Source organism: Bergeyella cardium, from assembly GCF_009914665.1.
Lineage (GTDB): Bacteria > Bacteroidota > Bacteroidia > Flavobacteriales > Weeksellaceae > Bergeyella_A > Bergeyella_A cardium.
Map to the genome: position 1 here is coordinate 987,241 of NZ_CP029149.1, position 13,784 is coordinate 1,001,024.

Below are 13,784 nucleotides of genomic sequence, written 5' to 3' on the forward strand. Positions count from 1 at the left end.
AATGAAGAAAGTAGCAGCGATTTACACACAGAAGAAGGATTTAAACACATTTTTGTACCTGAGTAAGTTTATTTCAGAGCTTGATAAGCGAAAGGTACGCGCCGTTATCTATTCTGCAGCGGCGGAGGCTATGGAGTTTTCCCATCAGTTTGAAACTTTTGAAACGAAAACAGACCTCTTAGATAAGGGCGTTGATATATTCTTTACTTTTGGTGGAGATGGCACGATCGTAAATTCATTGCTCTTTATAGAAGATACCGAAATCCCCGTAGTGGGTGTAAATACAGGCAGGCTGGGCTTCCTCGCGAGTTTTACGAAGGAGGAAATCTTCAAACAGCTCGATGAGGTTCTCAGAGGAGATATCAACATCAGCAAGCGCTCCGTAATAGAAGTTGTACAGCCCAAAGGCGATTTCTTCCCTTATGCGCTCAATGATATCACCATCTCCCGACGCGAAACCACCTCTATGATTACTGTAGATTCTCAGCTTGATGATGAGTTTCTCAATATTTTTTGGGGCGATGGGCTCATCGTCTCCACCCCTACGGGCTCTACGGCGTATTCGCTGAGCTGTGGAGGACCGATACTCTCACCAGATAATAAAAACTTCGTCGTTACTCCCATTGCACCACATAACCTGAATGTGCGCCCACTGGTGGTGAGCGACAGTGTAGAGCTGAAATTCAAAGTGAGCAGCCGAGTACCCCAATACTCTATTTCCTTAGATTCAAGGCTTATCCACTTGGATACCGATACTGAAATCGTCATCCGAAAAGCATCATTTAAAATGAAACTCATCCAGCCGAAGCATCTGAATTTCTATGATACCATCCGCCAGAAACTCCTCTGGGGGAAAGACAAGAGGAATTAATCAAAAGAAAACTAAGGGAGCATTGCTCCCTTTAATTTTTATCTCGCTTAATAGATAAGCTAGATTGCGGATGCCGTAGTCGGCACTACACATATTTACATTCATCTTACTTAATAGATAAGATAGATTGCGGGAGAGTTCCGCAACATTGCTGGGAGGTTCCGCGACATTGCAGAAGGCTTCTGAGACATCAGAATAAATAATCGCCTCACCGGCTACGGTGTCTAAGTATGCCGCCTACTATAGCGCTTCACTGCTATAATGTTAAAATAATCATTAATCTGAAACTTTTTAAATATCATTTTTCAGATATAGGGAAAAAGTATATCTTTACGAGCATAAATTTTCAAATTATTTAATGACATAAAACAAAAGATTATGAGTAGAATTTTTCCGGCAGGTGTTGCCACAGGTAACTTGGTTACAGAGATTTTCCAGCACGCAAAAGAGAACAATTATGCACTTCCCGCAGTAAATGTTATCGGTTCCAGCAATGTAAATGCAACGATGGAAACCGCAGCGAAACTCAATTCGCCAGTGATTATTCAGTTTTCTAACGGTGGGGCGGCTTTCAATGCGGGTAAGGGGCTTAGCAATGATGCCCAAAAAGCTGCGATACTCGGTGCAGTAGCTGGGGCTAAGCATATTCATACCCTTGCAGAGGCGTATGGAGCTACCGTAATCCTCCATACAGACCACTGTGCGAAGAAACTTCTCCCTTGGGTTGATGGTCTCCTTGATGCAAATGAAGAGTATTATAAGAAGTTTGGTAAGACACTTTACTCCTCTCATATGCTCGACCTCTCCGAAGAATCCCTACAAGAAAACCTTGATATTTCTTGTGAATACTTTAAGAGAATGGCTAAGCTGAATATGACTTTGGAGGTAGAAATCGGTGTTACTGGTGGCGAAGAAGATGGAGTGGATAATTCCGATGTGGATAATTCTAAGCTCTATACTCAGCCAGAAGATGTAGCCTATACTTATGAAAGACTTAAAGCGATTTCTCCTAACTTTACCATTGCGGCAGCTTTCGGTAATGTACACGGGGTTTATAAGCCGGGAAATGTAGTACTCACCCCTAAAATATTAGATAACTCTCAGAAGTTTGTAAAAGAAAAACTCCATACCGAAGATAAGCCAGTGAACTTCGTATTCCACGGAGGTTCTGGTTCTACTTTGGAGGAGATTAGAGAAGCTATCAGCTATGGTGTGGTTAAAATGAATATTGATACGGATCTTCAATTTGCTTATACAGAAGGTGTCAGAGATTATATGCTTGATAAAATAGAATATCTTAGATCTCAAATCGGAAACCCAGAAGGAGATGATAAGCCAAATAAAAAATTCTACGATCCAAGAGTGTGGCTCAGAAAAGGTGAAGAAACTTTCGTGAAAAGATTAGTTCGCTCTTTTGAAGATCTAAATAATGTAGGGACTTTGGGATAGTAAACAGAAATTATCCAATATATAAGAGTATAACTGATGAGTTGTACTCTTTTTTCATATTTTTTCTTTTTCTTTTAAAAATTTTCATAGTTATAATCAGTTGTTTATATGGGGATGTGGGAAAATATTTGTTGTGTATGTGTAAATATGTTTATTTTTGCGGTCCCTTTATGGGGGAGCAGGAGTGATATTTGATATAAGGCAGGTTTTATATACTACATAGGTGGTATTTGGAGGGCGATTTTTAGGGCTTTGGAAAAAAGTTTTAAAAAAGTTTTGAAAAAATTTGCTAGTAAATAAAAAAGTATTATTTTTGCACTCGCAAATCTGGAACGGGATATAGTTTTTGGGATTTGTAAGGAATAGAGATCATTGATAGAAAACAGATACAACCAAGTAAGGAAAAACTAGAGCGTACATACGAAAGTATGAGAACTTTGAGTGAGTCCAGGTTAAAAAACTTTACAATGGAGAGTTTGATCCTGGCTCAGGATGAACGCTAGCGGGAGGCCTAACACATGCAAGCCGAGCGGGAGTTGTTTATTAGCTTGCTAATGAATAATGAGAGCGGCGTACGGGTGCGTAACACGTGTGCAACCTGCCTTTATCTGGGGGATAGCCTTCCGAAAGGGAGATTAATACCGCATAATATATTTCTGGGCATCTGGGGATATTGAAAGCTTTGGCGGATAGAGATGGGCACGCGCAAGATTAGCTAGTTGGTAAGGTAACGGCTTACCAAGGCGATGATCTTTAGGGGGCCTGAGAGGGTGATCCCCCACACTGGGACTGAGACACGGCCCAGACTCCTACGGGAGGCAGCAGTGAGGAATATTGGACAATGGGTGGAAGCCTGATCCAGCCATCCCGCGTGAAGGACGACGGTTCTATGGATTGTAAACTTCTTTTATATAGGGATAAACCTACTCTCGTGAGGGTAGCTGAAGGTACTATATGAATAAGCACCGGCTAACTCCGTGCCAGCAGCCGCGGTAATACGGAGGGTGCAAGCGTTATCCGGATTTATTGGGTTTAAAGGGTCCGTAGGCGGGCTAATAAGTCAGTGGTGAAATCCTGCAGCTTAACTGTAGCACTGCCATTGATACTGTTAGTCTTGAGTATATTTGAAGTAGCTGGAATAAGTAGTGTAGCGGTGAAATGCATAGATATTACTTAGAACACCAATTGCGAAGGCAGGTTGCTAAGATAAGACTGACGCTGATGGACGAAAGCGTGGGGAGCGAACAGGATTAGATACCCTGGTAGTCCACGCTGTAAACGATGCTGACTCGTTTTTGGTTTTTAGGGATCAGAGACTAAGCGAAAGTGATAAGTCAGCCACCTGGGGAGTACGACCGCAAGGTTGAAACTCAAAGGAATTGACGGGGGCCCGCACAAGCGGTGGATTATGTGGTTTAATTCGATGATACGCGAGGAACCTTACCAAGACTTAAATGGGAATTGCCAGCTGTAGAAATACGGTTTTCTTCGGACAATTTTCAAGGTGCTGCATGGTTGTCGTCAGCTCGTGCCGTGAGGTGTTAGGTTAAGTCCTGCAACGAGCGCAACCCCTGTCACTAGTTGCCATCATTAAGTTGGGGACTCTAGTGAGACTGCCTACGCAAGTAGAGAGGAAGGTGGGGATGACGTCAAATCATCACGGCCCTTACGTCTTGGGCCACACACGTAATACAATGGCCGGTACAGAGGGCAGCTACACAGTGATGTGATGCGAATCTCGAAAGCCGGTCTCAGTTCGGATTGGAGTCTGCAACTCGACTCTATGAAGCTGGAATCGCTAGTAATCGCGCATCAGCCATGGCGCGGTGAATACGTTCCCGGGCCTTGTACACACCGCCCGTCAAGCCATGGAAGTTCGGGGTACCTGAAGTCGGTGACCGTCAAAGGAGCTGCCTAGGGTAAAACGAGTAACTAGGGCTAAGTCGTAACAAGGTAGCCGTACCGGAAGGTGCGGCTGGAACATCTCATTTTAGAGACTTAAACGTCAAAAAGAAACAAGAAAGAGACTTGCTTAAAAGTTGAGCGCTTTAGTTTTTACTTTGGTTGATATTGAAAAATAGAATAAAAAACCCCTAAGGATTAGTATGAGGGATTTGAGATTTTAGATTAGGAATTTTAGCTTAGTTTAAAGTTTAAGATTTAAAATTAGGATGAAGTCTCGTAGCTCAGCTGGTTAGAGCGCTACACTGATAATGTAGAGGTCGGCAGTTCGAGCCTGCCCGAGACTACTAAGGATTTAGCGGGGAATTAGCTCAGCTGGCTAGAGCGCCTGCCTTGCACGCAGGAGGTCAAGGGTTCGACTCCCTTATTCTCCACAGGAGCTCAGGGATTAAGAATTTTAATTTTTGGGTTATAAGCTAGAAGTTTTAGGAAAAACAGGGACTAAGTATGAGCATACTGCCTGTTGCTTAGAATGGAAGGCGAGAATACAGATCATTGACATTTACGGTAAAGACATCACAAAGAGAAAACCGAGCACTTATAAGTGCTTGAGTAACCTTAAAAGAGGAAAGAAATCGTTAAGGGCGTATGGCGGATGCCTAGGCTTTCAGAGGCGAAGAAGGACGTGGTAAGCTGCGAAAAGCTACGGGGATTGGCACACACGAAATGATCCGTAGATATCCGAATGGGGCAACCCAATAAGTTGAAGACTTATTACACCGTAAGGTGAGCGAACCCGGAGAACTGAAACATCTAAGTACCCGGAGGAAAAGAAATCGAAGAGATTCCGTAAGTAGTGGCGAGCGAAAGCGGATTAGCCCAAAAGCATATATATGTTTAATAGAATATTCTGGAAAGGATAGCCATAGAGGGTGAAAGCCCCGTATATGAAAGGCATATATAAGTGAATAAAAGAGTAGGGCGGGACACGTGAAATCCTGTTTGAATAAGGGGGGACCATCCTCCAAGGCTAAATACTCCTGAAAGACCGATAGTGAACAAGTACTGTGAAGGAAAGGTGAAAAGCACTTCGAATAGAAGGGTGAAAGAGAACCTGAAACCGTACGCCTACAAGCGGTCGGAGCAGCATAAGCTGTGACGGCGTGCCTTTTGCATAATGAGCCTACGAGTTAATTTTACTAGCGAGGTTAAGGTATTAAGTACCGGAGCCGAAGCGAAAGCGAGTCTGAATAGGGCGAATAGTTAGTGGGATTAGACGCGAAACCTTGTGATCTACCCATGGGCAGGTTGAAGCTTTGGTAACACAAAGTGGAGGACCGAACCGGTTGACGTTGAAAAGTCTTCGGATGACCTGTGGGTAGGGGTGAAAGGCCAATCAAACTGGGAGATAGCTCGTACTCTCCGAAATGCATTTAGGTGCAGCGTCGATGATAGTTTATTAGAGGTAGAGCTACTGATTGGATGCGGGGGTTTCACCGCCTACCAATTCCTGACAAACTCCGAATGCTAATAAATGTTGGTCGGCAGTGAGGGCATGGGTGCTAAGGTCCATGTCCGAGAGGGAAAGAACCCGGACCACCAGCTAAGGTCCCCAAATATATGCTAAGTTGAAGCAACGCGGTTGAACTGCATAGACAGCTAGGATGTTGGCTTGGAAGCAGCCATTCATTTAAAGAGTGCGTAACAGCTCACTAGTCGAGCGGTTCGGCATGGATAATAATCGGGCATAAGCATATTACCGAAGCTGTGGGATGATTTAAATCATCGGTAGGAGAGCATTCTATCGGCGCAGAAGCATTACTGTGAGGTAATGTGGAGCTTATAGAAAAGAAAATGTAGGCATAAGTAACGATAAAGCGGGCGAGAAACCCGCTCACCGAAAGACTAAGGTTTCCTCAGCCATGCTAATCAGCTGAGGGTTAGTCGGGGCCTAACGCGAACCCGAGAGGGGTAGTGGATGGACATAGGGTTAATATTCCCTAACTTGCTCACGGTAAAAGTGACGGTTCAGCCAGGATACTGAAGACTGACGGAATAGTTAAGACCTAGCCTACGGGCGAAGTTGTTGTATAGTAACTGGATCCAAGAAAAGCGAGTGAAGCAACCCGTACCAAAACCGACACAGGTAGTCGAGGAGAGAATCCTAAGGTGCTCGAGTGAGTCGTGGCTAAGGAACTAGGCAAAATAGTCTCGTAACTTCGGAATAAGAGACGCCCTCCTCTGGGAGGGCCGCAGTGAAGAGGCCCAGGCGACTGTTTATCAAAAACACAGGACTCTGCTAAATCGAAAGATGCTGTATAGGGTCTGACACCTGCCCGGTGCTGGAAGGTTAAGGGAGGTGCTTAGCGTAAGCGAAGGCATTGACTGAAGCCCCAGTAAACGGCGGCCGTAACTATAACGGTCCTAAGGTAGCGAAATTCCTTGTCGGGTAAGTTCCGACCTGCACGAATGGTGTAACGATCTGGGCACTGTCTCAGCCACGAGCTCGGTGAAATTGTAGTATCGGTGAAGATGCCGATTACCCGCAATGGGACGAAAAGACCCTGTGAACCTTTACTATAACTTCGTATTGACTTTGAGTAAGTAATGTGTAGGATAGGTGGGAGGCTAAGAAGCGGGCACGCAAGTGTTTGTGGAGCCGTTGTTGAAATACCACCCTTTGCTTACTTGGAGCCTAACTTCTGTATGGAAGGACATTGCGTGGTGGGTAGTTTGACTGGGGTGGTCGCCTCCAAAAGAGTAACGGAGGCTTTCAAAGGTACCCTCAGCACGCTTGGTAACCGTGCGTAGAGTGTAATGGCAAAAGGGTGCTTGACTGTGAGACCTACAAGTCGATCAGGTGCGAAAGCAGGACATAGTGATCCGGTGGTTCCGAATGGAAGGGCCATCGCTCATAGGATAAAAGGTACTCCGGGGATAACAGGCTAGTCTCCCCCAAGAGCTCACATCGACGGGGAGGTTCGGCACCTCGATGTCGGCTCGTCACATCCTGGGGCTGGAGAAGGTCCCAAGGGTTGGGCTGTTCGCCCATTAAAGTGGCACGCGAGCTGGGTTCAGAACGTCGTGAGACAGTTCGGTCTCTATCTATTGCGGGCGTTAGATGTTTGCGAGGGCTTGACACTAGTACGAGAGGACCGTGTTGAACAAACCTCTGGTGTATCAGTTGTACCGCCAGGTGCACCGCTGAGTAGCTAAGTTTGGAAAGGATAAGCACTGAAAGCATATAAGTGCGAAACCTGCCTCAAGATGAGACATCTTTTAAGGGTCGTTAGAGAAGATGACGTAGATAGGTTACAGGTGTAAAGGTGGTAACATCATAGCCGAGTAATACTAATTACCCGTAGATTTATAGCCTTGGTTGTTTGGGTATTTATAAGTGCGATAATAGGTTTTGTCTTTGTGGTTGTTTTTTACTGCTAAATATAAAGGTATTTAGGGTGGTTTTAGCAGAGGGGCTCACCTGTTCCCATTCCGAACACAGAAGTTAAGCCCTCTAGCGCCGATGGTACTGCGCAAGCGGGAGAGTAGGTCGCCGCCAGTTTTTATAATTATTTTAAGAGGTTCTTTATCGTACGATAAAGAACCTTTTTTTGTTGGTAGGGTCAGAGGGGGCATAGACCCTTTAATTATTAAAATAAGAAAACAGGTGAAAGAGTATCTCCTCCCCCCCCTAAATTATTTTGCAGTATATTTGGAGCTATTGAATTGAAATTTTGGATATAAAAAATATTGACTATTAACGATGATAGAAAGAAAGGAACATAGGTATGAGAAGGCGGTTTTGGTGGGATTGATTACCAGAGAGCAGGATGAAGATAAGCTGACGGAGTATTTAGATGAGCTGGAATTTCTCGCCTATACGGCAGGGGCAAGTGTGGAGAGGCGGTTTACACAGAAACTGACGCAGGCTGATTCGAGGACATTTGTGGGGAAAGGGAAAATGGAGGAAATAAGGGATTTTGTAAGGGAAAATGAGATTGGAACAGTGATTTTTGATGATGAGCTATCGCCCTCACAACTAAAAAACCTTGAAAGAGAAATGGAGGTGAAGATACTTGACCGAACGAATCTGATATTAGATATTTTTGCACAGAGAGCACAGACCTCCTATGCGAGAACACAGGTAGAACTGGCACAATATGAATACCTGCTACCAAGACTGACGAGGATGTGGACGCACTTAGAGAGGCAAAGAGGAGGGATAGGGATGAGAGGTCCTGGAGAAACGGAAATAGAAACCGATAGGAGGATTATACGGGATAGAATAGCCCTGCTGAAAGAGAAACTGAAAACGATAGACAAACAGATGGCAACCCAGAGAAATAACCGAGGGAAAATGGTGAGGGTAGCCTTAGTAGGCTATACGAATGTAGGGAAATCTACGCTGATGAATGCGCTATCAAAATCCGATGTGTTTGCTGAAAACAAACTCTTTGCAACCCTCGACACGACGGTGAGGAAAGTGGTAATTGGAAACCTGCCGTTTCTGCTGACCGATACGGTAGGATTCATTAGAAAACTACCAACGCAGCTTGTGGAGAGCTTTAAATCTACCCTTGATGAAGTGAGGGAGGCAGATTTACTGCTTCATATTGTGGATATCTCTCACGAGAGCTTTGAGGACCATATTAATTCGGTACACCAGATACTGCAAGAGATAGATGCACACCAGAAACCGATGATAATGGTCTTTAATAAAATAGATGGATTCTCTTATGTGAAGAAAGATGAAGATGACTTGACACCAGCGAAAAGAGAAAATATATCTCTGGATGAATGGAAAAAAACTTGGATGGCAAAGTCTAAATATCCAACGGTTTTTATTTCTGCACTGACGAAAGAAAACTTCCCAGAGATGAAAAAAATGATTTATGATGAAGTACACAGGATACATATCTCGCGATTCCCGTATAATGATTTTCTTTTTGAATACTTTGACGAAGAATAAAAAAAACTCAATATAATGAAACAGAAGAATAAGTGGATAACCATAACGACGGTGGGCTTTGCACTTTTTGCGATGTTCTTTGGAGCGGGGAATTTGATTATCCCTCCATTTATCGGGCTGTATACGGGTGAGGATTGGTGGCTTGGGCTGTTGGGCTTCTTTATTACGGCGATTTTTGCTCCATTTTTAGGGGTGATGATGGTGGCGGTAACGGGGAATACCTTTACTGACCTTGGGAAGAAGCTCCCCCCTGTACTCATCAACAGCCTTGCTCTGCTGATTATACTCTGTATAGGTCCTATTATCGCAATCCCCCGAACGGGAGCAACGACTTATGAAGTGGGATTTAAGCCCTTCTTCCCAGAGATGAACAGCCTTGTGTTTTCGGTTGTGTTTTTTGCCTTAGTCTTTGTGCTTTCTATCTCTAAAACTAAAATAGTAGATGTTATTGGTAAGGTATTAACGCCGTTTTTGCTTTTGGCTCTTGTACTGCTTATTCTAATGGGGGTAATGAGCCCTGTGAAGGAGCCTTTGATAGAGGGAGAATCACTAATGGAGAGTTTTAAGCTCGGTTTTACGGAAGGATATCAGACACTGGATGTGCTTGCATCTGTGATATTTGCCGGGCTAATTATCTCAGGAGTAATAAATAGTGGGTATACCACTGAACACGAGAAAACCAATATTACGATATGGGCAGGGGTGGTATCTACTGTGGCATTATTGTTTGTCTATGGGGGATTGATTTATCTTGGTGCAATGACGGATTATCAGACAGAAGGAGATGTAGCCCGCTCGGAACTGCTGCTCTATATATCGAAATCTGTACTTGGGCATAATGGAACTTTTGTGATTTCTGTTGCGATTTCTCTCGCCTGCCTTACTACAGCTATAGCGCTTACTTCGGCTACTGGAGCATTTTTTGAGAACATCAGCAAGGGGAGGATATCGTATAGAATAGCTGTAGCGGTGTGCAGTATAGTATCATTAATCTTATCTGTAAATAGTGTGGAAGAGATTATAAACTATGCGGCAGATATATTGATATTTATCTATCCCGTAACATTTACATTGTTGCTACTGATATTGGTATTTGGCAGAAAGGTAGACTATAAGCTCCCGTATGTTTTGGGGATGCTGATGACGGCTTTTTTGTCTTTGATTTCTGTTTTTGAGAATATGAAATGGGATTTTGAAAGGCTCTATCACTTGAAAAAAAGTATACCGCTGAGCTCTTATAATCTTGAATGGCTTTTGCCATCGGTTATTGCTTTTTGGGTGGGGTATATCATCTCTAAAATAAGCCAGAAATGAAAAAAGTTTCAGTGATAGTTCCTGTGTATAATGTGGAAAAATACCTTGAGAAATGCCTGAATTCTTTGGTATGCCAGAGCCTGGAAGCGATAGAAATTATTGTAGTAAATGATGGAAGTACGGATAATTCACAAGCGATAATTGATGGTTTTAATGAAAAATACCCCGATAAAATAAAATCTTTTACAAAAGAAAATGGAGGGCTGAGCGATGCGAGGAATTTTGGAATAGAAAGAGCCGAAGGGGAGTTTATCGGCTTTGTGGATTCTGATGATTATGTATCGGTTGAGATGTTTGAAGAGATGTATCATTTGGCAAAAAAGCACGATGCTGAAATGGTAATCTGCAATCTGCAAAAAGTAGATGAAAACGGAAATGTAACCCAGAAGCTGACCCAAATCCCAAATATGCCTGAGAAAATAAATTTGGAAACAGAGTTCTCCGTGTTTTCGGATTTGAGCTATTTTGCGTGCAATAAGATTTTTAAGAAAAAACTTTTTGATAATAAAAAATTTAAAAAAGGCATTCATTTTGAAGACATACAACTTATTCCACAACTTTTGCTCAGCTGTAAGACAATAGCACAGACACAGAAATATCATTATCAGTATTTAGAAAGGCAGGATTCTATCACCAAAACACATACTGAAAAAGGTTTGGATATACTCAGAGCAGTGGAAGATGTGGAACAGACTTTTTATACATCAGTATATAGCCACAAACTAAAAGAGTTGAAAGGATTTCAAATACTCGAGGGAATATATTCTTTCTTAGCGTATTTAGCTTTTGTAAAGGATACATCTACTTACCAAAAAATGTCTTTGGAACTAAAAAAGTTTATTAAAGACAGAGGGATATCAAGGCGAGAAATCTTAGGCTACAAGCGGTTTGATACGAATTATATATTATCTTTGCCCCTTAAAAAAAAGATTTATTATTTTCTTTATTTTTTTAATCAGGAAAGGATTATAAACTTTATTTTAAAAAAGAATTAACGAATAATGCCGATTTTACACCCCATATTTCTTATTGCTATACTCGCACTTATTGTTTTCAGTTTTATGGAAACATATGCCAGTGATTATAAGAATTATAAAGGGGTTTGGGTAGTGATAGTGTTTCTTATTATACTCTCAGGTTTAAGGGAAGATGCGGGGGCAGATTATGGTGTTTATGCTATAATGTATAGAGATTTTGGTGTAAGCATAGATTATTCTGAACTTCTTGAAGGGACATTGTTTCGTGAGAATAAATTACCAATAGAGTGGCTTTATTCAGTTATAGGGAAGGTCTTTTTTTCTTTTGGATTGCCCTTTTTTATTTTTACACTCTTTCTTGCAATTGTATCTGTTGGAATTAAATACCTTGCATTTGAACAATCAGTAGTATATCCAGCGCTGAGTATGTTGCTTTATTTATTCCCGTCTTATTTTACAGGAGATTCAGGACATATGAGGCAGGCTTTTGCTATGGGGATATTGATGTTTTCATTTCTTTTCATTAAAAAAAGAAATCTATTGATGTTTCTTATAATGGTGTATTTAGCGATGGGATTTCATAAATCATCGGCTGTTTTTGTTTTGGCTTATTGGATTGCTATTGTGCCTATGAATAGAATAACATTATTGGGTATGGTACTCATAAGTGTTTTGTTATCTCCATTTCAAGTATATAATTATATCTCTATTTTTGAAAGTTTAGCACCTGTTGAAGTATATTCTGGTTTTTCAGCATATTCTACAATTGAAGGAGATACATCTACAATTAAATTTACAGATTTAATAAGTATAATGTATATGTTTTTTGTGTATTTCTATGATAAAGATGCTTGTAAGCAAATTCCTTATTATGAATATATGAGAAATATTGGAGTGTTTGGTATTTGTTTGTATTTTATATTTAGAGGAAGTCCTATATTTTCAGGGCGATTGGCTGCTATATATTTAGTGTTTATGGTAATGGTAATCCCTAATATAATTGCAGCAATAAAAAATTTACAATTAAGAAGAGGTTTACACTTTATTGTTATCGCGTATGTTGTATTCTATTGTATTGTATATACAGTAATGCAAGGGCAGAGAGCAGGTTTTACGATTGAGCATTATAGAAATTATTTGTGGTAGATTTAGTATAATGGATAAAATAGAAATCATATTAAATAGTATAGGGATATCGATTTTTTATATAAAACTCAGTATGAGTTTTATATTGTCTTTTTTGATATGTTTTGTATCAATACCTACAATTATTAAAATATCCCGAAGGAAAAACTTAATGGATGAACCTGGGGATAGGAGTTCACATCTTAGAAAGATACCGAATTTAGGAGGAGTAGCTTTGTTTCTTTCAATAGCTGTATGTGCTTCTGTTTTTGCATACGAACTTTTTGATTTGTACAAATTTTTATTTGCATCCTTGGTGATACTCCTCTATATTGGGGTGATGGATGATATAATGGTTCTAAGAGCATATAAAAAACTCTTAGTACAGGTTATCGTTTCTGTACTAATTGTTATTGGCTCAGATGTTCGGATACGGAGTCTGTTCGGTGTTTTTGGAGTTTATGAATTGAATTATTTTTTAAGTGTTGTTTTTAGTGTCATTACCTTTATTATTCTTATAAATGCTTTTAATTTAATAGATGGCATAGATGGATTAGCGGGTGCTTATTCTGTTCTCTGTAGTTTATTCTTTGGTGTGAGTTATTACAGATTAGGGGTATATAATTATCCATTAGTGATATTGTCAGTTATCATTATCGGAGCTGTATTGGCATTTTTATATTATAATTTATCGCCATACAGGAGTATCAGGATTTTTATGGGAGATACGGGCTCAATGATTTTAGGTTTTTTACTCGCGTTTACTGCTATATGCTTTATTGATATTTTTATTGATAAGGACATACGATATTTACCTCGTTATCATCTTAATTCAGCCCCAGTGGTAGCTGTTGCTATTCTTATTTTGCCGATTATTGATACCTTAAATGTGATTATTATTCGATTATCTCAAAAAAAATCTCCATTTGAAGCAGATAAAAACCATATTCATCACAGGTTATTGGCTTTGGGGATTAGTCATAGAAGAGCGACATTTTACATCATATCCTACTATTGTTTTATAGTAGGCATAACCTATTGGCTCAGACATTTGGAAAATAATTTACTTTTATCCATTATCGTGATATTGGGCTTTATTGGGGCTTATATACCTGTATGGCTTTTGAAATTAAAGAAATGATAAAATAATTATATTTTTGCAAAATAAATTTTAACT

7 protein-coding genes, 2 tRNA genes and 3 rRNA genes are annotated in these 13,784 nt (G+C 40.9%); all 12 read left to right on the forward strand.

The features are described from left to right. The first annotated feature begins 1 nt into the window (after window position 1). The 12 genes from DBX24_RS04550 (at window position 2) to DBX24_RS04605 (ending at window position 13,748) form a co-directional block, all read left to right on the forward strand. On the forward strand, window positions 2–871 hold the full coding sequence (locus DBX24_RS04550; protein WP_120488167.1) for an NAD kinase: 870 nt from the start codon (window positions 2–4) through the stop codon (window positions 869–871). A gap of 378 nt (window positions 872–1,249) precedes the next feature. Further along, window positions 1,250–2,320: a class II fructose-bisphosphate aldolase gene (fbaA, locus tag DBX24_RS04555; protein WP_160224097.1), complete on the forward strand. Its 1,071-nt coding sequence runs from the start codon at window positions 1,250–1,252 to the stop codon at window positions 2,318–2,320. Between the two features lie 464 nt (window positions 2,321–2,784). After that, window positions 2,785–4,311 (forward strand): 16S ribosomal RNA (locus DBX24_RS04560). A gap of 184 nt (window positions 4,312–4,495) precedes the next feature. Then, window positions 4,496–4,569: transfer RNA gene (locus DBX24_RS04565), tRNA-Ile, on the forward strand. Window positions 4,570–4,582: 13 nt separating this feature from the next. Beyond that, a tRNA-Ala gene (locus DBX24_RS04570) sits at window positions 4,583–4,656 on the forward strand. A 194-nt stretch (window positions 4,657–4,850) separates the two neighbouring features. Further along, window positions 4,851–7,597 (forward strand): 23S ribosomal RNA (locus DBX24_RS04575). A 79-nt stretch (window positions 7,598–7,676) separates the two neighbouring features. Beyond that, window positions 7,677–7,784 (forward strand): 5S ribosomal RNA (gene rrf, locus DBX24_RS04580). Together the 16S, 23S and 5S rRNA genes with 2 tRNA genes alongside form the textbook arrangement of a ribosomal RNA operon. Before the next feature lie 201 nt (window positions 7,785–7,985). Further along, window positions 7,986–9,191 carry a GTPase HflX gene (gene hflX, locus DBX24_RS04585; protein ID WP_120489852.1) on the forward strand — a complete coding sequence of 402 codons (1,206 nt, stop codon included), beginning with the start codon at window positions 7,986–7,988 and terminating at the stop codon, window positions 9,189–9,191. 15 nt (window positions 9,192–9,206) lie between these two features. After that, on the forward strand, window positions 9,207–10,505 hold the full coding sequence (gene brnQ, locus DBX24_RS04590) for a branched-chain amino acid transport system II carrier protein (protein WP_160224098.1): 1,299 nt from the start codon (window positions 9,207–9,209) through the stop codon (window positions 10,503–10,505). Continuing rightward, entirely contained in the window at window positions 10,502–11,500 is a 999-nt protein-coding gene (locus tag DBX24_RS04595; RefSeq protein ID WP_160224099.1) for a glycosyltransferase family 2 protein, read from the forward strand. Before brnQ ends, DBX24_RS04595 begins: the two co-directional genes overlap by 4 nt. 6 nt (window positions 11,501–11,506) lie before the next feature. After that, complete coding sequence (locus DBX24_RS04600) at window positions 11,507–12,628, forward strand: EpsG family protein (RefSeq protein WP_260392841.1); 1,122 nt, start codon at window positions 11,507–11,509, stop codon at window positions 12,626–12,628. A gap of 10 nt (window positions 12,629–12,638) precedes the next feature. Continuing rightward, window positions 12,639–13,748, forward strand: coding sequence for a glycosyltransferase family 4 protein (locus DBX24_RS04605; protein WP_160224101.1), 1,110 nt, complete (start codon window positions 12,639–12,641; stop codon window positions 13,746–13,748). Window positions 13,749–13,784: the final 36 nt, after the last annotated feature.

Coding starts and splice junctions, on each gene's coding strand:
- brnQ (WP_160224098.1), top strand. CDS start 9,207: ATGAAACAGAAGAATAAGTGGATAACCATAACGACGGTGGGCTTTGCA.
- hflX (WP_120489852.1), top strand. CDS start 7,986: ATGATAGAAAGAAAGGAACATAGGTATGAGAAGGCGGTTTTGGTGGGA.
- DBX24_RS04595 (WP_160224099.1), top strand. CDS start 10,502: ATGAAAAAAGTTTCAGTGATAGTTCCTGTGTATAATGTGGAAAAATAC.
- DBX24_RS04605 (WP_160224101.1), top strand. CDS start 12,639: ATGGATAAAATAGAAATCATATTAAATAGTATAGGGATATCGATTTTT.
- DBX24_RS04600 (WP_260392841.1), top strand. CDS start 11,507: ATGCCGATTTTACACCCCATATTTCTTATTGCTATACTCGCACTTATT.
- DBX24_RS04550 (WP_120488167.1), top strand. CDS start 2: ATGAAGAAAGTAGCAGCGATTTACACACAGAAGAAGGATTTAAACACA.
- fbaA (WP_160224097.1), top strand. CDS start 1,250: ATGAGTAGAATTTTTCCGGCAGGTGTTGCCACAGGTAACTTGGTTACA.